This window comes from Pseudomonas sp. B6001, from assembly GCF_013386015.1.
Lineage (GTDB): Bacteria > Pseudomonadota > Gammaproteobacteria > Pseudomonadales > Pseudomonadaceae > Aquipseudomonas.
This window is the reverse complement of sequence record NZ_JACAOX010000018.1, coordinates 346401-369016: the sequence shown is the minus strand read 5'-3', so window position 1 is coordinate 369016 and position 22616 is coordinate 346401. Positions and strand designations below refer to the sequence as shown.

At 60.8% G+C, this 22616-nt stretch carries 22 protein-coding genes; 11 read left to right on the top strand and 11 right to left on the bottom strand.

All coding sequences use genetic code 11. The annotated features are described in order from the left end of the window. Positions 1-75: 75 nt before the first annotated feature. From cobU to HX821_RS21345, 7 genes are all read left to right on the top strand, one after another. Complete coding sequence (cobU, locus tag HX821_RS21375) at positions 76-597, top strand: bifunctional adenosylcobinamide kinase/adenosylcobinamide-phosphate guanylyltransferase (RefSeq protein ID WP_177008957.1); 522 nt, start codon at positions 76-78, stop codon at positions 595-597. Continuing rightward, positions 594-1649 carry a nicotinate-nucleotide--dimethylbenzimidazole phosphoribosyltransferase gene (gene cobT / locus HX821_RS21370; protein ID WP_177036361.1) on the top strand — a complete coding sequence of 352 codons (1056 nt, stop codon included), beginning with the start codon at positions 594-596 and terminating at the stop codon, positions 1647-1649. The genes cobU and cobT overlap by 4 nt, the downstream gene beginning before the upstream one ends. Then, entirely contained in the window at positions 1646-2221 is a 576-nt protein-coding gene (gene cobC, locus HX821_RS21365) for an alpha-ribazole phosphatase family protein (RefSeq protein WP_003214921.1), read from the top strand. The genes cobT and cobC overlap by 4 nt, the downstream gene beginning before the upstream one ends. 2 nt (positions 2222-2223) lie before the next feature. Next, positions 2224-2952 carry an adenosylcobinamide-GDP ribazoletransferase gene (locus HX821_RS21360; RefSeq protein ID WP_003214923.1) on the top strand — a complete coding sequence of 243 codons (729 nt, stop codon included), beginning with the start codon at positions 2224-2226 and terminating at the stop codon, positions 2950-2952. Between the two features lie 42 nt (positions 2953-2994). After that, positions 2995-3399, top strand: a complete 405-nt coding sequence (locus HX821_RS21355) for a MarR family winged helix-turn-helix transcriptional regulator (protein ID WP_177036360.1) — start codon at positions 2995-2997, stop codon at positions 3397-3399. Between the two features lie 62 nt (positions 3400-3461). Next, on the top strand, positions 3462-4661 hold the full coding sequence (locus HX821_RS21350; protein ID WP_161635735.1) for an MFS transporter: 1200 nt from the start codon (positions 3462-3464) through the stop codon (positions 4659-4661). Positions 4662-4811: 150 nt separating this feature from the next. Continuing rightward, the gene (locus HX821_RS21345) at positions 4812-5363 is read left to right on the top strand and encodes a glutathione peroxidase (protein ID WP_177036359.1); all 552 of its coding nucleotides are present in this window, start codon (positions 4812-4814) and stop codon (positions 5361-5363) included. A gap of 65 nt (positions 5364-5428) precedes the next feature. Here HX821_RS21345 and HX821_RS21340 read toward each other — a convergent pair whose 3' ends face one another. The 3 genes from HX821_RS21340 to HX821_RS21330 form a co-directional block, all read right to left on the bottom strand. Further along, positions 5429-6718, bottom strand: coding sequence for an OmpP1/FadL family transporter (locus tag HX821_RS21340; RefSeq protein ID WP_177008960.1), 1290 nt, complete (start codon positions 6716-6718; stop codon positions 5429-5431). A gap of 146 nt (positions 6719-6864) precedes the next feature. After that, entirely contained in the window at positions 6865-7347 is a 483-nt protein-coding gene (locus tag HX821_RS21335; protein WP_177036358.1) for a hypothetical protein, read from the bottom strand. 265 nt (positions 7348-7612) lie between these two features. After that, complete coding sequence (locus HX821_RS21330) at positions 7613-7837, bottom strand: hypothetical protein (protein ID WP_003214941.1); 225 nt, start codon at positions 7835-7837, stop codon at positions 7613-7615. Positions 7838-8683: 846 nt separating this feature from the next. Between HX821_RS21330 and HX821_RS21325 the strand changes: the two genes are divergently transcribed. Then, a complete protein-coding gene (locus HX821_RS21325; protein ID WP_023659092.1) occupies positions 8684-9007 on the top strand; it encodes a sel1 repeat family protein in 324 nt (107 codons plus the stop codon). Positions 9008-9182: 175 nt separating this feature from the next. Then, positions 9183-10547: a DNA recombination protein RmuC gene (rmuC, locus tag HX821_RS21320; RefSeq protein ID WP_177036364.1), complete on the top strand. Its 1365-nt coding sequence runs from the start codon at positions 9183-9185 to the stop codon at positions 10545-10547. Positions 10548-10649: 102 nt separating this feature from the next. On the opposite strand, the gene HX821_RS21315 is transcribed toward rmuC, so the two are convergent. Both HX821_RS21315 and HX821_RS21310 read right to left on the bottom strand, forming a co-directional pair. Further along, positions 10650-14120 (bottom strand): PAS domain-containing hybrid sensor histidine kinase/response regulator, encoded by a 3471-nt coding sequence (locus HX821_RS21315; protein ID WP_003214948.1) that lies wholly within the window; start codon positions 14118-14120, stop codon positions 10650-10652. Between the two features lie 120 nt (positions 14121-14240). Further along, positions 14241-14987: a 3-oxoacyl-ACP reductase family protein gene (locus HX821_RS21310; protein ID WP_177036357.1), complete on the bottom strand. Its 747-nt coding sequence runs from the start codon at positions 14985-14987 to the stop codon at positions 14241-14243. Positions 14988-15101: 114 nt separating this feature from the next. Here HX821_RS21310 and HX821_RS21305 point away from each other — a divergent pair, with 114 nt between their 5' ends. Then, positions 15102-16025: a LysR family transcriptional regulator gene (locus HX821_RS21305; RefSeq protein ID WP_008432691.1), complete on the top strand. Its 924-nt coding sequence runs from the start codon at positions 15102-15104 to the stop codon at positions 16023-16025. A 118-nt stretch (positions 16026-16143) separates the two neighbouring features. Here HX821_RS21305 and HX821_RS21300 read toward each other — a convergent pair whose 3' ends face one another. The 3 genes from HX821_RS21300 to HX821_RS21290 form a co-directional block, all read right to left on the bottom strand. Next, the gene (locus tag HX821_RS21300) at positions 16144-16872 is read right to left on the bottom strand and encodes an aspartate/glutamate racemase family protein (RefSeq protein WP_003214954.1); all 729 of its coding nucleotides are present in this window, start codon (positions 16870-16872) and stop codon (positions 16144-16146) included. 13 nt (positions 16873-16885) lie between these two features. Next, the gene (locus tag HX821_RS21295; RefSeq protein WP_177036356.1) at positions 16886-18415 is read right to left on the bottom strand and encodes an NCS1 family nucleobase:cation symporter-1; all 1530 of its coding nucleotides are present in this window, start codon (positions 18413-18415) and stop codon (positions 16886-16888) included. A gap of 352 nt (positions 18416-18767) precedes the next feature. Further along, positions 18768-19502, bottom strand: coding sequence for a phosphoadenylyl-sulfate reductase (locus HX821_RS21290; protein ID WP_003214958.1), 735 nt, complete (start codon positions 19500-19502; stop codon positions 18768-18770). A gap of 152 nt (positions 19503-19654) precedes the next feature. Here HX821_RS21290 and thrH point away from each other — a divergent pair, with 152 nt between their 5' ends. Further along, positions 19655-20272, top strand: a complete 618-nt coding sequence (gene thrH, locus HX821_RS21285; protein WP_010176441.1) for a bifunctional phosphoserine phosphatase/homoserine phosphotransferase ThrH — start codon at positions 19655-19657, stop codon at positions 20270-20272. A 115-nt stretch (positions 20273-20387) separates the two neighbouring features. On the opposite strand, the gene HX821_RS21280 is transcribed toward thrH, so the two are convergent. From HX821_RS21280 to pabB, 3 genes are all read right to left on the bottom strand, one after another. After that, on the bottom strand, positions 20388-20744 hold the full coding sequence (locus HX821_RS21280; protein WP_087695204.1) for a type II toxin-antitoxin system HigA family antitoxin: 357 nt from the start codon (positions 20742-20744) through the stop codon (positions 20388-20390). Beyond that, a complete protein-coding gene (locus HX821_RS21275; RefSeq protein ID WP_003214964.1) occupies positions 20744-21046 on the bottom strand; it encodes a type II toxin-antitoxin system HigB family toxin in 303 nt (100 codons plus the stop codon). Before HX821_RS21275 ends, HX821_RS21280 begins: the two co-directional genes overlap by 1 nt. 227 nt (positions 21047-21273) lie before the next feature. Continuing rightward, positions 21274-22614 (bottom strand): aminodeoxychorismate synthase component I, encoded by a 1341-nt coding sequence (gene pabB, locus HX821_RS21270; protein WP_087695202.1) that lies wholly within the window; start codon positions 22612-22614, stop codon positions 21274-21276. Positions 22615-22616 lie beyond the last annotated feature (2 nt).

Genomic DNA, 22616 nt, shown 5'->3' with positions numbered 1-22616 from the left:
CTGTAAGAGCGGAACCAATAGATGCCGTTACCGAAATAACGGATATACACACAGTCAAAAACAGAGGCACAACCCATGCTCCAGTTGATCCTCGGCGGCGCCCGCTCCGGCAAAAGCCGCCTGGCTGAAAAACTCGCCACCGACAGCGGCCTAAGCGTCACCTACATAGCGACCAGCCAACCCCTGGACGGCGAAATGACCGCACGCGTCGCCCACCACCGCGAACGCCGCCCATCCGAATGGGGCCTGATCGAAGAGCCCGTCGAACTGGCCCGTGTCCTCAAGGAAAACGCCACCCCGAACCATTGCCTGCTGGTTGACTGCCTGACCCTATGGCTCACCAACCTGCTGATGCTCGAAGACCCCGACCGTCTCAAAGAAGAGCGTGAGGCCTTGCTCCAAACCCTGGCCACCCTCCCAGGAGAAATCATTTTTGTCAGCAACGAGACCGGAATGGGTGTCGTCCCGCTGGGCGAATTGACTCGCCGCTATGTCGATGAAGCCGGTTGGCTGCATCAAGCCTTGGCCGAACGTTGTCAGCGCGTTGTCCTGACCGTCGCCGGCCTGCCCCTGACTTTGAAAGGTACTGCGTTATGACCGACACCTGGTGGCTCAACCTCTGCAAAACGATCGACACCCAAGCCCACGAACAAGCCCTGGCCCGCCAGCAGCAACTGACCAAGCCCGCCGGCTCCCTCGGCCGGCTGGAAGCCGTGGCCGTCCAACTGGCCGGCCTCCAGGGCCAGGTCAAACCCAGCGTCGACCACCTGTGGATCGCGATCTTCGCCGGCGACCACGGTGTCGTCGCCGAGGGTGTCTCCGCCTTCCCCCAGGAAGTCACTGGCCAGATGCTTCACAACTTCGTCACCGGTGGCGCCGCCATCAGCGTGCTTGCGCGCCAACTCGACGCCAAGCTGGAAGTGGTCGACCTCGGCACCATCACCCCGACGTTGAACCTGCCGGGCGTCCGCCACCTGAATATCGGTCTCGGCACCGCCAACTTCGTCAACGGCCCGGCAATGACCGAAGCCCAGGGCCAACTGGCCCTGCAAGCCGGCCGCGACAGCGTGCACCGCGCTATCACCAGCGGTGCGCAACTGTTTATCGGTGGCGAAATGGGCATCGGCAACACCACCGCCGCCAGTGCCCTGGCCTGCGCGCTGCTGGATTGCCAGGTCAGCGACCTGACCGGCCCCGGCACCGGCCTGAACGCCCAGGGTGTCAGCCATAAGGTCGCCGTCATCGAGCGCGCCCTTGCACTGCACACGGGCGACCGCGACGACGCACTGAAAACCCTGTTCAACCTCGGCGGCTTTGAGATTGCCGCACTGGTCGGTGCCTATCTGGCCTGTGCCCAAGAAGGTGTCGTGGTGCTGGTGGACGGTTTTATCTGCACCGTCGCCGCCTTGGTCGCCACGCGCCTGAACCCCGGCTGCCGTGAATGGCTGCTGTTCGGCCACCGCGGTGCCGAGCCCGGCCATCGTCACGTGCTGCAAAGCCTCAACGCCGAGCCTTTGCTGGAACTCGGGCTGCGCCTGGGCGAAGGCAGTGGCGCCGCGCTCGCTGTGCCGTTGCTGCGCCTGGCCTGCGCGCTGCACGGGCAGATGGCGACCTTCGCCGAAGCAGCCGTAGCGGATCGCCCGGCATGACTTTGCGCCTGGACCTGCTGCGCCACGGCGAAACCGAACTGGGCGGCGGCTTGCGCGGCAGCCTGGACGATGCGCTCACGGCCAAGGGCTGGGAGCAGATGCGTGAGGCGGTGGTGGCGCAGGGCCCTTGGGAGCGTCTGGTCAGTTCGCCGCTGCAACGTTGTGCGCGGTTTGCCGAGGAGTTGGGCACGCGCCTGAACCTGCCGGTCACCCTCGAAAAGGATCTGCAGGAACTGCACTTCGGCGCCTGGGAAGGGCAGAGCGCTGCAGCCTTGATGGAAACCGACGCCGACGCGCTGGGCCTGTTCTGGGCTGATCCCTACAGTTTTACGCCGCCGCAGGGCGAGCCGGTTTCGCAGTTCTCCGCGCGTGTTTTGGGGGCTGTCGGCCGCTTGCATCAAGCCTATGCCGGCCAACGAGTGCTGCTGATCAGCCATGGTGGAGTCATGCGTTTGCTGCTGGCCCAGGCGCGAGGCCTGCCGCGTGAGCAACTGTTGAATGTCGAAGTCGGCCATGGTGGCCTGTTCAGCCTGCAGGTCGAGGCGGATGGCGTATTAAGGGAAGGACGCTGAGCATGTTGCCGTTCTGGATCGCCTTGCAGTTTCTCAGCAGCCTGCCGATTCGCTTGCCGGGCATGCCGCAACCCCAGGAACTGGGGCGTTCGTTGCTGTTTTATCCGGTGGTGGGGCTGCTGTTCGGGCTACTGCTGTGGGGCTTGAACGCCGTGTTGATGGGCGCGCCATTGCTGCTGCACGCCGCGCTGCTGTTGACCGCGTGGGTGTTGCTCAGTGGCGGCCTGCACCTGGACGGCCTGGCCGACAGCGCCGACGCCTGGCTCGGTGGCTTCGGTGACCGCGAGCGCACCCTGACCATCATGAAAGACCCGCGCAGCGGCCCGATCGCGGTGGTCACCCTGGGCCTGGTGTTGCTGCTCAAATTCACCGCGCTGGTGGCATTGATCGAGCAGCACAACGGCGCCGCGCTGATCCTCGCACCGTTGATTGGCCGCGCTTCAATGCTGGCGCTGTTTCTCACCACGCGCTATGTGCGCGCCGGTGGTCTGGGGCAGGCCCTGGCGGATCATTTGCCACGGATCGTCGGCCAACAGGTGCTGATCCTCAGCGGCCTGGCGTGTATCTTGATCGGCGGTTTCAGTGGCGGGATTGCCGTGCTGGTGGCTGCCCTTTGTTTTATCGGCTTGCGCCAATTGATGGTCAATCGCCTCGGCGGCACCACCGGCGACACCGCCGGCGCGCTGTTGGAGCTGCTGGAAGTGGCGGTGTTGATCAGTCTGGTGCTGTAACACTTTCTTGCATTTCATTAATCCCGGGTATATACACGCTCCATGCTTGCCTCCCAATGTTTATGCACAAACCTGCGTCGCGCCGCTCGTGGCGTCAGCAGGCATTACGACGGCGCTCTCGACGGCTTCGGAATCAACGTTGCCCAGTATTCTTTGCTGTGTAATCTGCAGCGCCTCGATCAACCGAGCATTTCCAGCCTGGCCGACGCCATGGGCCTGGATCGCAGCACGCTGGGGCGCAACCTGCGGGTGCTGGAAGGCGAGGGCCTGGTGCGGTTGGTGGAGGGCGATGACTTGCGCAACCGCCTGGTCTTGCTGACCGAGGCGGGTATCGAACGGCTCGCCGCCGCATTGCCGGCCTGGGAAGCGGCGCAGCAGAAATTGATTGATAAGTTGGGCGCCGAAAAGCGCGAAACCCTGTTGGCCTTGCTGGATGAACTCGCTTGACGCGAGTTTGTTCGATGATAAGCGGGTATATACCCGCGAACGGAGAATAAGAAATGACCTCGATGTGGCGCACCAGCGGCTGGATCCTTGTGGGGAGTGCGCTGATCCTCGCGTTGTCCCTCGGCGTGCGACATGGCTTCGGCCTGTTCCTGGCGCCCATGAGTGCCGAATTCGGCTGGGGCCGTGAGACCTTTGCCTTTGCCATCGCCCTGCAAAACCTGATCTGGGGCCTGGCACAGCCGTTTACCGGCGCCCTGGCCGACCGCTTCGGCGCCGCTAAGGTGGTGATGATCGGTGGTGTGCTTTACGCGCTGGGCCTGGTGTTCATGGGCCTTTCGGATTCGGCGTGGTCGCTGTCCCTGAGTGCCGGGTTGCTGATCGGCATTGGCCTGTCGGGTACTTCGTTCTCGGTGATCCTCGGGGTGGTGGGGCGTGCCGTGGCGCCGGAAAAACGCAGCATGGCCATGGGTATCGCCAGCGCCGCCGGCTCGTTCGGCCAGTTCGCCATGTTGCCGGGCACCCTCGGTTTGATCGGCTGGCTTGGCTGGTCCGCCGCGTTGCTGGTGCTGGGCCTGATGGTGGCGCTGATCGTGCCGTTGGTGACCATGCTCAAGGATCGACCGTTGCCTGCGGTGGCTGGCCAGCAGACCTTGCGCGAAGCCTTGGGTGAGGCCTGCTCCCATTCAGGGTTCTGGCTGCTGGCGTTCGGCTTTTTTGTCTGCGGTTTCCAGGTGGTGTTTATCGGCGTGCACTTGCCGTCGTACCTGGTGGACCAGCACTTGCCGGCCTCGGTGGGGACGACCGTGCTGGCATTGATCGGCCTGTTCAATATCTTTGGCACCTATACCGCCGGATGGCTCGGCGGGCGCATGTCCAAACCCCGTTTGTTGACCGGTTTGTACCTGCTGCGGGCGGTGGTGATTGTGATCTTCCTGTGGGCGCCGGTGACGCAGACCAGCGCCTACCTGTTCGGCATGGCGATGGGCTTCCTGTGGCTGTCCACGGTGCCACTGACCAACGGCACGGTCGCGACCTTGTTTGGTGTCAGAAACCTTTCCATGCTAGGTGGGATCGTGTTCCTGTTCCATCAACTGGGCTCGTTCCTCGGCGGCTGGTTGGGCGGGGTGGTCTATGATCGAACCGGCAGCTACGATTTGATCTGGCAGGTGGCAATCGTCCTGAGCCTGGTGGCAGCGGCGCTGAACTGGCCGGTGCGCGAGCGCCCGGTGGCACGTTTGCAGGCGCAAATGGGGGTGGCATGAATTCGACCTGGCATTGGCTCGGCGCAGCAGGAGCAGGACTCTTGCTGCTGCTGGCGTGGTGGGGCTGGCAACAGGGCGGCCTGGCATTGATGCAGTTGGGCATGGCGATCTGTTAAGTTCTGTGTCTGAGACTTTTCAAGGACACCTCACATGCAGATGCGCTGGTTCGCAGTACCCGCTCTGATGGCGGCTTTTGGCGGTGTCGCCATGGCTGCCGATTGCCCGCCGTTGCTTGAAGGCCAGTTGCCCAAGCTGCGCGCCAAGGAATCCATCGACCTGTGCCAGCGCTTTGCCGGCAAGCCGCTGCTGATCGTCAACACCGCCAGCTTCTGCGGGTTTGCGCCGCAGTTCAAAGGGCTTGAAGCGTTGTACCAGCGCTACAAGGGCCAGGGGCTGGAAGTGATTGGCGTGCCGTCCGATGACTTCAAGCAGGAAGCCAAGACCGGGGAGGAAACTGCCAAGGTTTGTTACGTTAATTACGGCGTGACCTTCACCATGACCGAACCACAGAAGGTCAAGGGCCCGGACGCGGTGCATCTGTTCAAGATGCTGGCGCAGCAGAGCAGTGCGCCGAAGTGGAATTTCTACAAGTACGTGGTGGACCGCCAGGGCAAGGTGATCGCCAACTTCTCCAGCCTGACCAAGCCGGATAGCCCGGACCTGATCAAGGCGGTGGAAGAGGCGGTGGCTTCGAAACCCTGATGGGCACCCACTAAAAAGCCCCGCCTCTTTTGCAAGAGTGCGGGGCTTTTTTATGTCGCTTTACATCAGAACTTGTACGTCACACCCAGGCCGAAACCGTTGGCGCTGTTTTCGTACTTGGCATTGTAGGACTGGCCCAGTGCGTTAGCGCGTGCAACTTTGACAGGTTCTTCCTTGAGGTAGGAGTAAGCCAGGTCGACGGTCATGTTCGGCATGACGTCGTAGCCCAGGCCGAGACTGAAGATCGTCCGGTCACCGGTAGGGATGCGAGGCGAGCGATCAGTGTTGTTGGTCGGCGACTGGTCGAACGTCAGGCCGGTACGCAGTACCACCTGCTTGGTCACGCGGTACGAAGTACCCAGGGCGTAGGCCCAGGTGTCGTGCCAGTTCTGGTCTTCCTTGATGGTGCCGACAATTTGCGGAGCCAGAGCGCCACTGCCTGCGGCGGCCGATACGCCTTCGTTATTGACGGTGATGTCTTTCAGGCGGCTCCAGCGAGTCCATGTTGCGCCCGCATAGAGTTTCCAGGCGTCGCTCAGGTCTTGAGTAACAGACAGATCCCAGGATTCAGGGGTGTCGATCTTCAACGAAGCGTCGTAACGACCGTTGTTCAAGAGACTGGCGGGAACGTTGGCCCCCTTGGTCACTTCGGTATGGCCTTCGAGCTTGTACTTCACTTTCGAGTGATAGGTCAGACCCACTCGAGTGGTGTCAGTGGCTTGTACCAGCAGGCCGGCATTGAAGCCGAGTGCGGTGTCATCACCCTTGATCTTGACGTTGTTGGAGCCGGTCCCGGCGATTGGCAGGTTGATATCGGACTCAAGCGTACCGGCGATACGGTTGATGGTCGGACCAAAACCAATCGACACCCGGTCGTTGAAGGCATAGCTGACGGTTGGCTGGAAGGTAATGACCTTCACTTCGCTCTTACTGCCGAATGCTTTGCCCTGGAAGCCGCTTTCGTAGTCAGTCACCAGGCCAAAGGGTGCATAGACGCCGAAACCGACAGCCCATTGCTCATTGAGTTTATTGGTGTAGAAACCGAAAGGAACGGCAGTGAAAGGGACCATGTCGCCTTTATTGCTACCGCTGGAGCGACCACTGACATCTTTGATGTTGGTGGAAGCATCAATCGCTGCAACACCACCTGTAACTTGCTGGCCTTCAAGGCGAGCCATACCGGCAGGGTTGCCATAAACAGTGCTTGCGTTTTCGGCAGATGAAGAACGTCCCGCAAAACCGGTACCCATCCCGGCAACGTCTTGTTCGTTGAGGGCGAAGCCGCTCGCGAACACGTGGGAGGATGCCATTGCAACGGCGAGGCTAAGTGTCGTCTTGAGCATTACTTTTTTCATTATTAGAACTCCGTGGTGATCACCGCTGCGGAAAGTAACAATAAATTTATGTTTGCGCTATAGGCTCAAACACAGGAGATAGAGCGGTTTTGTAGGACAATCCGACCAAAATCAACGTTTTTAGCCGAATCTTGCAAATCGCCCGGTCAACAGGCGACGTGATTCATGGGTGAAACACAGGTTTGCCAGGCCTGGGTGAAATCCCGGAGCCGGCCTTGAGGGTGAAATATTTCTTTCCAGATACGCGCCATCGCCAATACGTCGTCGGCCGGTGGCAGGTGTGGGCGGTGTTGTTCCACCAGCAGCCAGGCGATGGCGGTGGCGTAACGCAGGTTGACCGTCAGCTCAAGCTGCGGCCCGCTGAGGAAGGCATGCTGGCTGGCGAGTCCGCGTACCAGGCTGGCGCGCTCGGGGTCCAGCGCCAGATAGTTATCCCACAGCGCGCGATGGCGCGGCTCGGTGATGCTGTAGAGGCCATGGCCGCGGCGGTCGTGCAGGGCTGAGCCGAGCGCCGACTGGCTGGCGGCGATGCCCAGCAGCAGGGATTCAGCCGTCTGGTTATGGCGACCCAGGTAAAGCAGGGTGGGCCGGATCACATAACGACACAATTCGCTGGCGGCGATGCCCATAAATGCCTCAATCCATGAAATTAATCGGCGATACCTGAGCAAGGGCTTGGCAGCGGTGAATCGGATCTCAGGTCCGCCGGAAGCGGATCATGCCGCTTGAGTTGAAGTGTAGTGTCATATTTACGATGTAAAGGACTGTTTTTAAAATATTTTCATCATTTAGTTATATCGTTTATATCAATTTAAACTTAGCGCGCCTGAATTTCAGGCAATAAAAAACCCCGGGTTTTAACCGGGGTTTTTGTGTTTCAGCGATTCGGGTCGATCAGGCAACCAGTGCCTGGCGAGTACGATCGATCACGGCCTGCAGCGGTTCTGCGCTGGAGTATTGATCGGGGTACAGGCGTTCGCTGTGACGAGCGATGCCGTGTTCGTTGACCAGGGTAAAGCTGAAGCAGCCTTTGCGAGCGGCCATGATCAGGCAGTTCATTGGTGCAAAAGCGTTGGTGAGGGTGCGAATGGCATCCTGAGTGTGGATTTGAGTGGACATATTATTGGTGTTCCTACAAATGACACGGTTAAGAACCGTGCAACGTTAAAACGTTCCAGTGACGTTGATCACCATTGATCGAACGAAGAACCCGACTGGAACAAAGCAGCCAGTTTGAAGCGCTATTAAGTTGGCGCGCTTGGGCTGGCAGGTAGGTACTTAGGAGGGCAGGCAACACAACAGGGGCAAAGGTTCTGGGCCCGGGGTGAAGATCCTGATCAATTTGCAGGTTGGTTCTTTCAGAGTATGGAAACTTCGCGACACCCTTTGCATTGTTCAAAGGCCGTGTCGTCGCAAGTGATACCTGGAAACCATCGAGGTGGTCGATCCCTTTTTGTCGGCGGTGCCGTGAGGGAGTTGTTCGACCAGAATTGACTTTCAGCTTGGTACTAACGCCGCGGATAGTAACGGATTGAAACGATGAAAGGAAGTGTGATAGGCAAAAAACTTTTCGGGTCCTGGGCCTGCGGTAACATTCCTTAGCCGCTGCCTGAGCAAAAAACGCGGTTGATATAACCGGCGAGTGGGTAGTTGTGCACATTGGTGGCGCCCTGTGTAACTGAACTGACATACGCCCCGCAAAGCGCCCGGGTGCCTGCAACTAAAATTTAAGTCAATGAAAAATCGAGCTTTTTTTTATTGGTGAAAAAATCGTCAGTTTGACTGCGGCCCCCGTTCCATGGGCCTTTGCGGGACTTACAGAACGGTTGTCCACTGAGTTATCCACAGCTTCTGTGGATTGTCCCAAGCGCTTGCTCTAGAACGGGCGTGCAGGCTTTTTTCAGCTTTACCTGTACGAAAAAAAGAGTAGAGTGGCGCGCCTTCCGTTCTGTCCCACAGTGCTTTATGAAGTTTCGCTCAGTATCACCTTCTGTTACCGACAGCCCTCAGGTTGTTACCGCACCCAAGCGTTTTTCCCTGAAAGTTGCCTTGTGGTTGCTCGACAGCCCGCGCCTGGGCCACAGCCCCAACGTCAAACATTTTGCAGGGCATTTGCTCAAGCAACCGGCTCGTGCTGGCGTGGTGGTGGCGCAAAGCCGTCTGGGCCAGTTGATGTGCCGCGAGTGCGGCAATGCCCGCGACCGCCGTATCGGCCACGAACTGCTGCGCCAGGCCGCCCGCGCCGGCGACCGCATCGCCCAGCGTGAACTGGGCCAGATCGAAGACTGAGCTGTCCTCAATGCGCTGGCTTGGTTAACCTTCTTCTTTTCGGGTGACGGCAGGAATCGCTATGGCTTTTGACTGGACCAGTGTTGTGCTGGGTCTCGCCGCTGCTGGATTGCCGCTGTTGGGCCTGTGCTGGCAGATTCAGCGCCGACTGAGCGCGCGAATGGCCGGCTGGGAATTGCTCGAAGAGCGCCTGGCCACCGCGCAACTGGCCCAGGAAGGGCTCGCCGCGCAGTTGGACGCCAGCCGTGACGAAATCAGCGACCTGAGCCAGGCCAACGCTGCCAAACAGGCTGATCTGGCCGCCGTGCGCCGGGAAGTCGAACTGCTGCAGATCGACCGTGACAACGCCCGCGACGCCGCCCACGCCTGGAACCTCGACCGTTCCGCCAAGGAAACCGAACTACGCCGCCTGGATGCCTTGTCCGCGTCCCTGCGCGCCGAATTGCGCGAGCAACAGGAAAGCCATCAGCAACGCCTCAGTGACCTGCAAGGTTCCCGTGATGAGCTGCGCGCGCAGTTCGCTGAACTCGCCGGGAAGATCTTCGACGAGCGCGAGCAACGCTTCGCCGAAACCAGCCAGCAGCGCCTCGGCCAATTGCTCGACCCGCTCAAGGAGCGCATCCAGTCGTTCGAAAAGCGCGTCGAAGAAAGCTACCAGAGCGAAGCCCGCGAGCGGTTCTCCCTGGCCAAGGAGCTGGAGCGCCTGCAACAGCTGAACCTGCGCCTGTCCGATGAAGCCACCAACCTGACCCGCGCCCTCAAGGGCCAGAAAACCCAGGGCAACTGGGGCGAGTTGATCCTGGAGCGGGTGCTGGAACATGCCGGTCTGGAAAAGGGCCGCGAGTACCAGACCCAGGTCAACCTCAAGGGCCCGGACGGCGAACGCTTCCAGCCCGACGTGTTGATCATGCTGCCGGGGGACAAGCAGGTAGTGGTGGACTCCAAGGTCAGCCTGACCGCCTATCAACAGTACGTCGCCGAGGACGACCAGGCGATCGGCCAGGCAGCCCTGAAGGCGCATGTGCTGTCATTGCGCAACCACGTCAAAGGCCTGGCCGGCAAGGACTACAAACGTCTGGAAGGCCTGCACAGCCTGGATTTCGTGCTGTTGTTCGTGCCCATCGAAGCCGCATTTTCGGCTGCACTCCAAGCCGAGCCGAACCTGTTCCAGGAAGCCTTCGACCGCAACATCGTGATCGTCAGCCCGACCACGCTGTTGGCCACCTTGCGGGTGATCGACAGCCTGTGGAAACAGGAACGGCAAAGCCAGAACGCCCGGGAAATTGCCGAGCGCGCCGGTTGGCTGTACGACAAGTTCGTGCTGTTTATCCAGGACCTGGACGAGGTAGGCAACCGCCTGCAGCAGTTGGACAAAGCCTACAGCGCAGCGCGCAACAAGCTGACCGACGGACGCGGAAACCTGGTGAGCCGTACCGAGCAACTGAAGCTGCTCGGCGCCCGCGCCAGCAAAAGCCTGCCGGCCGACCTGCTGGAACGGGCGATGACCGATGAAGACGGCGTGGCGCAGTTGCCAGAATAGTCACCGGTCTCTGTGGGAGCTGGCTTGCCTGCGATGCAGACACCTCGTTCCTCCCCATACACCGAGGCAACGCCATCGCAGGCAAGCCAGCTCCCACATGGGCTAAAGCGGCAGGTGCCGGCTCAACAATGCCCGCAACGCCGCCGGCTTCACCGGTTTGGCCAGGTAATCCAACCCTGCCGCATGCACCTGGGCCACCATCTCCGGCCGCCCGTCGGCACTGATCACCACACCCGGAATCGGCTCTGCCAATTGCGCCCGCAGCCAACCCATCAACTCGGTGCCCGTTTCCCCGTGGTCGAGGTGGTAATCCACCAGGGCCAGTTGCGGCCGCACACCCTCGGCCAGCAACGCGGCACATTGCGCCTGGTCGCGGGCGGTCCAGACTTCACAGCCCCAGCGCGTGAGCAAACTGCGCATGCCGATCAGGATGCTTTCTTCGTTATCCACACACAGCACCTGTGCACCGCTCAACGGCTGGCCGCTTTCCTGCGCCGGCTTGGCAGGCGCGCTGACCTGAGTGCGCGCCAACGGCACACGCACGCTGAACACGCTGCCTTTGCCCGGCCATGAACGCACGCTCAGGCGGTGCCCGAGCACGCGGCACAGGCCATCGGCAATCGCCAGGCCCAGTCCCAGGCCTTTCTCGGCACGGGTCTGGTGACTGTCCAGGCGTTTGAATTCCTCGAAGATGACTTTTTGCTTGTCCTGGGGAATCCCGGGACCACGGTCCCATACTTCCAGGCACAACTCGCCGCGACGGCGCCGCACACCCAATAGCACCGGCCCGTCGGCGTACCGGAATGCGTTGGTGAGGAAATTCTGCAACACCCGCCGCAGCAACTTGATGTCGCTGTCGACCCGCAAACGGCTGCCCCGCAGGCGGAAGCGCAAACCCTGCTCCTGAGCCAGAGCCTTGAACTCGGCGCCCAGCGTATCGAACAGTTCATTGAGCACGAAGGGCTGGCGCTGCGGATTGATCTTGCCGTTTTCCAGGCGCGAAATATCCAGCAGGTCGCTGATCAGGTCTTCCGCCGAACGCAACGAGCTGTCCAGATGCTGCACCAACTGCCGGGCATCCGGCGACATGCCGTCGTTCTGGTGGGAGAGGGCGGCAGAGAACAGCCTTGCGGCGTTCAACGGTTGCATCAAGTCGTGACTGACCGCTGCGAGGAACCGGGTTTTCGACTGGCTGGCGGTCTCGGCCACGCCCTTGGCATCGGTCAGCGCGACGTTGAGTTGCGACAGTTCGTGGGTTCGCTCGGTCACCCGCTGTTCCAGGCCTTCATTGGCCTCGGTCAACGCCTGCTCGGCTTCGCGGAACGCGGTGATGTCGGTGAAGCTCATCACAAACCCGCCACCCGGCATCGGGTTGCCGATCAGTTCGATCACCCGGCCATTGGGAAACAGCCGCTCGGAGGTATGCGCACGGCCCTGGCGCATCCAGTGCAGGCGGCGCGCCACGTGCACTTCGGCCTCGCCCGGGCCGCACAGCCCGCGCTCGGCGTTGTAGCGAATGATGTCGGCTATCGGCCGGCCCACACTGATCAGGCCTTCGGGGTAATTGAACAGCTCCAGGTACCGCCGGTTCCACGCCACCAGCCGCAGGGACTGGTCGACCACGCTGATGCCCTGGGTGATGTTTTCGATGGCGCCTTGCAGCAGTGCCCGGTTGAACTGCAGTACTTCCGACGCTTCGTCGGCGATGCGAACTACGTCCTCCAACTGCATTTCCCGGCCTTCAATGGCGGCTTTCACCACCGCCCGGGTCGACGACGCACCGAGCACGCCGGCCAACAGGCGTTCGGTGTGGGCAATCCAGTCATTGTCGGCGTTCTGGTTGGGGTTAAACCCTTTGCCTTGGCGATAGGCGAAGCGCACAAAACTCTGGTGAGCCCGTTCTTCACCGACAAACCGCGCTGCCAGACTGAGCAAGTCGTTGATCTGCACCGAAAGCATCGAGCGAGCGCTGGCCCGCTGGCTGATTTCCTGGCCGATAAAACGCCCGGCCTGCCAATGTTCCGACACGCGTGTGCGGGACAGCATTGAGACCCACACAAACAGTGTGAAGTTACCCGCCAGGGAAAATACGGTGCCCAGCGTCAGAGAAGTTACAGACAAGCCCAGCGGATGCGAATGCAGCCACGTCATGCCCGGGAAAAGGCTGAACGACCAGCCCAGGCTTTTCGCGGTGACCGGCAGGACCAAGGTGTAGAACCACAGGAACGTACCCGCCGCCAATCCGGCAAACACGCCGCGCCGGTTGGCCTGTTTCCAGTACAGCGCACCCAGCATCGCCGGTGCCAGTTGGGTCACGGCAGCGAACGCAATCTGGCCAATGGTTGCAAGGCTGGCGGAGGACCCCAGCAGCCGGTAACTGACGTAAGCCAGCAGCAGGATGATGACAATACTCACCCGGCGTACCGACAGCATCCAGTGACGGAACACTTCGAACGGCCGCTCGGCGCTGGAGCGGCGCAGCAGCCAGGGCAGCAGCATGTCGTTGGAGACCATGGTCGACAGGGCGATGCTCGCGACGATCACCATGCCCGTGGCCGCCGAGGCGCCGCCGATAAACGCCAGCACCGCGAGCGCCGGGTGGGCTTCGGCCAACGGCAGGCTGATCACGTAGGAATCCGGCAATACCGAGCCCGGCAGCAGCATCTTTCCGCCGAGGGCAATCGGGATCACAAACAGGGCGGCCAGGATCAGGTAGGCCGGGAATACCCACTTGGCCAGGCGCAGGTCCTGGGGGTCGATATTTTCCACCACGGTGACATGGAATTGCCGGGGCAGGCAGATGATCGCCATCATCGCGACGCCGGTCTGCACCACCATCGAGGGCCAGTTGACGGTCTCTTTCCAGTATTCCTCCAACCGTGGCGCGAGCATCGCCTGGCTGAACAAATCGTCGAAACCGTCGTACAGGCCGTAGGTCACAAACGCACCGACGGCGAGAAACGCGAACAGCTTGACCAAGGATTCAAAGGCAATCGCCAGCACCATGCCGCGGTGGTGTTCCGTGGCGTCCAGGTTGCGGGTACCGAACACAATGGTGAACAACGCCAATACCAGCGACACGATCAGCGCCGTGTCCTGGGAGCGGGTGCCCGTGGTGTCGGCGCTGGCGCCGATCAGCAGGTTCACCCCCAGCACGATGCCTTTGAGTTGCAAGGCTATATAAGGCAGGACGCCCACCAGGCAGATCAGCGCCACCACCACCGCGAGGGATTGGGATTTGCCGTAACGGGCGGCGATAAAGTCGGCGATGGAGGTGATGTTTTCCTGCTTGCTGATCAGCACCATCTTCTGCAGGACCCACGGCGCGAGCACCAGCAGCAGCACCGGTCCCAGGTAGATCGGTAAAAACGCCCACAACTGTTCGGCTGCCTGGCCTACAGCACCAAAGAATGTCCAACTGGTGCAATACACCGCCAGCGACAGGCTGTACACCCAGGCACGCATCCGCGGCGGCAGCGGCGCATGGCGACGGTCACCGTAAAAGGCGATGGCAAACATAATGGCCATATAGGCCAGGGCAACGGCGGCGATCAGCCCGCTGGACAGCGTCATGAGAACTCCAGACATAAGAACGCCCGGGCATTCCCGGCCCGGGCGAACAGTCTCGCATGATGCTTGGCGTTAGTCAGTGTCGACCAAGGTCGGAGCGTGGTGTGATGTCGCAGCGTTGGTTCAGGCGCCGAAACCGCCGTCGATGGTCAGGCTGGCGCCGGTGATGTAGCCGGCCTCAGGGCCTGCCAGATAGGCGACGAAACTGGCGATCTCTTCTACTTGGCCATAACGGCCCACGGCCATGAAGCCGATCAGGCTTTCGGCGAAATCACCGCTTGCCGGGTTCATGTCGGTGTCCACCGGGCCTGGCTGCACGTTATTGATGGTGATGCCCCGTGGGCCCAGGTCGCGGGCCAGGCCTTTGGTCAGGCCGACCAGCGCCGATTTGCTCATGGCGTACGGGCCGCCACCGGCAAACGGCATGCGATCGGCATTGGTGCTGCCGATGTTGATGATGCGGCCACCTTCGCCCATGTGCCGCGCGGCTTCCTGGGTGGCGACAAATACGCTGCGTACGTTGATGGCGAGGGTGCGGTCGAAGTCTTCCAGCTTGAAATCTTCCAGCGGGCCGACGGCCAGCACGCCTGCGTTGTTGACCAGGATATCCAGGCGCCCGAAGGCTTCGACGGTGGCGTTGACGGCGCTGCGGATGGCGGCTGCGTCGGCGCTGTCAGCGTGGATCGCCAGGGCTTTGCCGCCTTCGCTGATCACGCTGTTCTGCAATGCTTCGGCCTTGGCGGCCGAGCTGACATAGGTGAACGCGACGGCTGCGCCTTGGGCGGCCAGGCGCTTGACGATGGCGGCGCCGATACCGCGAGAACCGCCCTGGATCAAGGCGACTTTGCCGCTGAGGTTCTGTGTGGTCATGTCGATCTCCAAAAGGTGTGTTGAGGTTGGAGTCGAGTATCGACCTCACCCGGCGCGCCCGGTAGACCGTGATTGCTATAGTCTGTGTAAACCAAAAGTTTAGAGTGGGGCGATATGGAAAGCTTTGGCAGTATCGAATGCTTCGTGCGCAGCGCCGAAGGCGGCAGTTTTGCCGAAGCTGCCCGGCACCTGAGCCTGACCCCGGCGGCCGTGGGCAAAAGTGTGGCCAAGCTGGAGGCGCGCCTGGGTGTAAGGCTGTTCCAGCGCAGTACCCGGCGCCTGACGCTGACTGAGGCCGGCAAGCTCTTCCTCGAAGAAGTCAGCGGCAGCCTCACCACCATTCAAAACGCCGTGGCTAACCTGGCCAGTGCCGAAGGGCGGCCAGTGGGCACGCTGAAAGTGAGCATGGGCACGGTGTTCGGCAACCGTTATGTGGTGCCATTGCTGGGGGAGTTTCTAAAGCGCTTTCCTGATATCAACCCCGACTGGCATTTTGATAACCGCCAGGTGGACCTGATCGGCCAGGGCTTCGATGCCGCGATCGGCGGTGGTTTTGAGCTGCCCCAGGGCGTGGTCGCGCGCAAGCTGGCGCCGGCGCACCGGATCCTGCTGGCCTCACCGGAATACCTCGCCAAACGCAAGCCGGTGGTCGTGCCCGAGGACTTGTCTGTGTGCAACGGCATCCTGATCCGCTCACCGCAAACCGGCCGCGTGCGTTCGTGGCAACTCACCCACCGCACGCGCGAACAACGCCCGCTGGTGCTCAAGCCGCGCATGACCATGAGCGACTCGGGCGCTGCCTGCTGCGCCAGTGCCCAGGGCCTGGGGATTGCGCTGGTCAGCATGCCGATGGCGGTGCCGTATCTGGACAGCGGCCAACTGGTGCGAGTGCTGCCCGACTGGTACGTCGACGACGGCAACATCTCGCTGTACTACGCCGAACACAAGCTGCTGCCCGGCAAGACCCGGGCGTTTGTGGATTTCATCCTGGAGCAGTTTGTCGAACGCGAGTTGGGGCGGCGGTTCAGCGCCATTTGATCCTTGTGGGGATCAAAGTGTGGGAGCGGGCTTGCTCGCGAAGGCGGTGTGACAGTCACCACATGCATCGACTGATCCACCGCTTTCGCGAGCAAGCCCGCTCCCACATTTTGGATCTTCAATGTCCGAACTTTCCGGGCCAGCCGATCACTTTCTTCGGCCTCGGCGTCGCATACGTGCGTATCTTCGAGGTCGACAGCCCCAACCGCACCAAGCCTTCGGCAATCGTGACAGCCGAGGTCACACCGTCCACCACCGGCACACCCGTGCGGTAGCGAATCTGCTCATCCAGCCCGGCCATGCCGCCGCAGCCCAGGCAGATCACTTCGGCCTTGTCTTCGCTGATCGCCAATTCAGCCTGGCGCACGATGGCCTCCATGGCCCGCAGCGGGTCTTCCTCCAGTTCCAATACCGCCATGCCGCTGGCCCGTACCGACGCGCACCGCTGATATAAGCCGGCCAGTTTCAGCCGGTCCTCGATCAGCGGCACGGTGCGGTCCAGGGTGGTCACCACCGAATAGGCATGCCCGAGGAACATCGCGGTGCTGGCGGCGGCTTCGGTGATGTCCACTACCGGTACGTTGAGCAACTCCTGCAAGCCTTCGCGGCCATGTTCGCCGTAACCCGCCTGAATCACCGCATCGAACGGCTGGTCGTAGGCCATCACCCGGTCCATCACCGCGATGGCCGCCAGGTAGCTTTCGAAATTGCCTTCCACCGATTCGGCACCGAAAAACGGAGTCAGGCCGACGATCTCGGTGCCGGGGGACGCCACCGCCCGTGCCTGTTTGGCGATGGCCTCGGTGATGGACTCGGTGGTGTTGACGTTGACCACAAGGATGCGCATGGAATGTCCTTACTTAATGACTGATGTTATCGACTGCAATGCTTTCGCCGCTCACATCGGCGTAGTACGGCTGGCGCTTGGCGAACAGCAGGTACAGCAGCCCTGCAATACCGGCGCCAATCAGCCAGGAGAAGGGCGAGACGAGGGCGAACCCAGGCAGCAGGGCGAGGAGAATGGCGATCACCGCCGCAGGAATAAACGCCGCCACCGCCCGCAGATTGACTCCGCGGCTGTAGTAATAAGCGCCATTCGGGTCTTCGCTATACAGCTGCGGCACGTCCACCTGGCTTTTGCGGATCAACCAGTAGTCGACCATGATCACCCCGTACAACGGCCCCAGCAGAGCGCCCAGCCCCGAGAGGAAATACACGATCACCAGCGGGCTGTTGTAGAGGTTCCACGGCAGGATCAACACCGCCACGGTGGCGCTGATCAGCCCGGCGCGGCGGAAGTTCAGGTACTTGGGCGCCAGGTTGCTCAGCACAAAGGCCGGCGCGACGAAGTTGGCCATGATGTTCACCGCCACGGTCACAATCAGGAACGCCAGGCAGCCCAGCACCAGGAAGAATGTGTTGGGTATCGCCGCAATGATTTCCGTAGGGCTCTCAATCACCCGGCCATTGAGGTGGAACTGCCCGCCGCACAGCAGCACGGTGATGGCCGCGAACACCAGGATATTCACCGGCAGGCCCCAGAAATTGCCGACCTTGATGGTCTTGCGGCACGGCGAGGAGCGGGCGAAGTCGCAGAAATTCAGGATCAGCGTGCCGTAGATCGCCAGCCACAGCGCGCCGCCGGCAAAGATATTGCGCCACATCTCACCACCGGTCAGCGGCTCGCGGATCGACCAGGCGATCTGGCCGCCGGCCTGGAAATACATCCAGCCGGCCAGGGACGCTACTGTCAGCAGAATCACCGGCCCGGCGAAGGCTTCATAGCGGCGCACCATCTCCATCCCATAGGCGAGGATGGCGAGCTGCACAAACCAGATCGCCACAAAACACGCCCAGCCCAGGGTGGACAGGCCGAGGATCGAGTTGTGGTCGTAGTCGGCAAAACCTGGATGAACCGCCGTCAACAGCACGCGGAAAACCACCGAGGCCAGGTAGGTCTGTATCCCGAACCAGGCAATCGCGATCACCGCACGAATCAGTGCCGGGATCTGCGCACCATGGATGCCAAAACTGATGCGGCTGATCACTGGAAACGGTACGCCGGTCTTCTGCCCCATATAGCCCGACAGGTTCATGAAGAAGTACACCAGCGCCGCGCCGATCCCCAGGGACAGCAGAATCTGCCAGCCACCCAGGCCCAGCGCATACAGGCCGATGGCGAAGGAGTAGTTGGCGATGTTGTGCACATCGTTGGTCCACAAGGCAAAGATGCTGTAGCGGCCCCAGCGCCGGCCTTCGGCCTTGGTAGGCGCCAGGTCCTTGTTGTGCAGGCGCGGGCTGAGGACCAACGGGCCGGGGCTCGTGGCCTCGGGGGTCAGGGTGGAGGAGGGCAGATCCAGTGCGATGTTATTGGAGAGACTTGTACGCATTCCGGCAGGCTCCTGGACATCAGCAGGAGAGCGGCTGATGTCAAAGTGTATGTATCTTTTTTATTAATTGTATACAAAGTGTGTTTTGCCTTAAGCCACATGCGTGCCAGATTTTCGCCGGGTGAAATACACGGCGATTTGGTTTTTAGCGTGATTGGAAATAACAGACTGAATTTAAAGCGATATAAATTGACCGTTTGAACAGCTATTTATTTTGTGGTGCAGAGAGGGGCGGGGATTTAAGAAGAGGTGTGACGAGGGAGGATGTAACTTTTCGGTGCAGGATTTTATAAGTGCACACAAAAATGGCACCGATGGTGACATTTCTGTGTACAGGATTCTGGCTAAGGCGTTACGCCTTGCTGATGATGTTCCCGGCGTGCAACCCGCATTCTTTTTGGGTTGCTTCTTCCCACCACCAACGGCCTTCGCGTTCGTGCTGGTTCGGCAGTACCGGACGGGTGCACGGCTCACAGCCGATGCTGATAAAACCGCGCTCGTGCAGGCTGTTGTACGGCAACTCCAGCATGCGGATGTAACCCCATACTTCCTCACTGGTCATCTGCGCCAGCGGGTTGAACTTGTACAGGGTGCGTTCCGGGGTGGAAAAAGCCGTATCGATTTCCAGCGCGGCCACCTGGCTGCGGGTGCCGGGGCTCTGGTCGCGGCGCTGGCCGGTGGCCCAGGCGCTCACACCGGACAGCTTGCGGCGCAGCGGTTCGATCTTGCGCACGCCACAGCACTCGCCATGGCCGTCCTTGTAGAAACTGAACAGGCCCTTTTCCTTGACGAAGGGTTCCAGCTTGCTCTGGTCCGGCGAGATCAGTTCGATGTCGATCTTGTAGAACTCACGCACCTGCTCGATAAACCGGTAGGTCTCCGGGTGCAGGCGACCGGTGTCGAGGCTGAACACCTTGACGTTCTTGTTCAGCTTCCAGGCCATGTCTACCAGCACCACGTCCTCGGCACCGCTGAAAGAGATCCACAGGTCGTCGCCAAACTGGCTGAAGGCCAGCTTGAGAATGTCCTGGGCGGATTTGTTGGCGTAAGTCGCGGCGAGTTCAGCGACGTCGAAGGCTTGGTTCATCAGGACGGTTCCTACAGGTCAGTGGCGCTGAGCGCTCTATAGGGGGGCGATGGTAACAAAATCCCGCCTGCGTTGCGGCGGCCAGCGTGAATCGCTAGAGTTCGGCAGTCCTTTTGCTCGCTCAACTCAATAACTTTAAATGGGAGTGTCTTGTGGAAATTGCCTGTCTCGACCTGGAAGGGGTGCTGGTTCCGGAAATCTGGATCGCCTTCGCCGAAAAAACCGGTATTGAATCCTTGCGGGCCACCACCCGGGACATCCCCGACTACGACGTGCTGATGAAACAGCGCCTGCGCATTCTTGATGAGCATGGGCTGAAGCTCTCGGACATCCAGGAAGTGATCGCCACCCTCAAGCCGCTGGACGGCGCCATCGAGTTCGTCAATTGGCTGCGCGAGCGCTTCCAGGTGGTGATCCTGTCTGACACCTTCTATGAGTTCTCCCAGCCGCTGATGCGCCAACTGGGTTTTCCGACCTTGCTGTGCCACCGGTTGATCACCGACGAAAATGACCGGGTGGTGAGCTACCAGCTGCGTCAGAAAGATCCCAAGCGTCAGTCGGTGCTGGCCTTCAAGACCCTGTACTACCGCGTGATTGCCGCCGGTGATTCCTACAACGACACCACCATGCTGGGTGAGGCCGACCGTGGGATTCTGTTCCACGCGCCGGAGAACGTGATTCGCGAGTTCCCGCAGTTCCCGGCGGTGCATACGTTTGAGGATTTGAAGAAAGAGTTCATCAAGGCGTCGAATCGGCAGTTGAGCCTGTAAGTTATTTGGCGTGGCTGACGCCTCATCGCAGGCAAGCCAGCTCCCACATGTTGACCGCGCTCCCATGTGGGAGCCGGGCTTGCCCGCGATGGGGCCGGTATGGCCACTGCACAGCCTAGACCCCTGCCAGCAAACTCTCATAAGGAATGCGCAAGCCTTCATGCAGGCGTTTGATCATCGACAAGCTCAGCTTGCGCTTATGATTCAACACTTCGGAAACCCGCCCGCTCGGACCTATGAAAGGCTCCAGGTCACGGGCGGTCAGGCCTAGTTGCTCCATTCGAAATTTAATCGCTTCTACGGGATCCGAAGGCGGCATTGGGAAATGCTCCGCTTCGTACTTTTCGATAAGTATCGCGAGAATTTCCAGCTCGTCACCCTCGGGCGAGCCGATTTCCGCTTCCCATAGCTGTTCGACGCGCGCGAGCGCAGCGGTCAGGTCTTCCTGGGAATGAATGGGTTTGATGTTCATCACACGGTCTCCGCATTGATCTGATCGTATTGCGCGTGGGTCCCCACGAAGCGAATGAACGCAAGCTGTCGCTGATAATTGATCGCCATGATCACTCGATACTTGTTGCCGCCTATGTTGAACACAACCCTGCCCCCTTTGAGAATGCTCGCTGTCCTTAGCTCTGCCTTGAGGGCCTGAGGGGTTGGGTAAACAGCTTTTTCCATATGGCGATACAGCTCGACCAGCGGCGTTTTGGCATCCATGCAACCAGGGTGGTTTTCCCAGAATATTCGTAGGGCAGACAGAGCGATTATCCGCATCGCTGCAACCTCCCAATTTGGGAGATGATAGGTGCGGTTGAGGGCAGATGCAATCTCGGAAATCTTTCCTGACAAGTAGGCAGTCGTTTCATGTGATCCTTCACAGACGGCTGGTGGACGGTTGAAACCGGACGCTATCCTCCGGCTTCGACCCCGTCTACTTCGGTACTGATTCAGGTCTTTTCTGCTGCCTGGCTCCGCGTCGCAGAGCCAGGGAGGGCTGCGTGCTACAGGCTTTCCAAGGTTTGTAACAACACCCGCACCTTGGTCATCGACTCCTGATACTCCGCCTGCCACTCCGAGTCCGCGACAATCCCGCCGCCGCCCCAGCAGCACACCTGACCATCCTTGACCAACAGGCTGCGAATGGCGATGGAGCTGTCCATCTCGCCGCGCACGTCCAGATACACCAGCGAACCGCAATACAACCCGCGCCGGGTCGGCTCCAGCTCGTCGATGATCTGCATCGCGCGAATCTTCGGTGCGCCAGTGATGGAGCCGCCGGGGAAGCTGCCGGCGATCAGGTCGAGGGCGTCTTTATCGTCCGCCAGCTCACCGGTGACGCTGCTCACCAGATGATGCACGTTGGGATAGCTTTCCAGGCTGAACAACTCCGGCACTTTCACCGAGCCGGTACGGCAGGTGCGGCCCAGGTCGTTGCGCAGCAGGTCGACGATCATCAGGTTTTCGGCACGATCCTTGGGGCTGGCCAGCAATTCAGCGGCGTTGGCTGCATCTTCCTCAGGCGTCGCACCCCTTGGCCGGGTGCCCTTGATCGGGCGGGTTTCCACCTGGCGCTGGCTGATTTTGACGAAGCGCTCCGGCGATAAACTCAATACCGCGCCATCATCCGGCAAGCTTTGGAACCCGGAAAACGGTGTTGGGCAGGCTTCGCGCAAGGCGCAGTAGGCCACCCACGGATCGCCACTGCACGGAGCACGGAAACGTTGGGCAAAGTTGACCTGGTAGCAGTCACCGGCCTGGATGTAGTCCTGGATACGGGCGAGGGCGTGCTGGTAGGTGTCGGCTGTCACGTCCGGGGCCATTGGGCCTTGCAGCTTGAAGGTGGCCGATGCGCTGATGGTCGGCTGACCGAACAAGGTAATCAGGCGTTGCCGTTCGCTTTCCGCCAGTTTGGGGTGGAACACCAGTTGGCTGGTCTGCGCCTGGTGATCGCTGATCAAGGCCCAGGCGTACAGGCCAAAGCGTGCATCCGGCAGGTGCAGGTCGTCCACCGCCAGGTGCGGCAGGTGCTCAAGATGACGACCGAAGTCGTAGCTCAGGTAGCCGATGAGGCCGCCGGCAAACGGCAGTTCGTAGGGCGCGGGGATCGTGGCTTCACCCAGCAACGTCAGGTTTTCCCGCAGGCGCTGCAGGAAATCACTGCCGCTTTCGTCGGGCAGTACCGCCAGGGTCGTCTCGGGCCAGGCGCTCAGCAGGTCATAACGGCCGCGCTCGGCCGCCGGTCGGCCACTGTCCAGCAGCACCGCGCCGGGCGCATGGCGGATTGCTGCAAAGTATTCGGCAGGGTTGGCCCGGTAGGGCAGCGGGTGTACGGAGCAGGTCACTG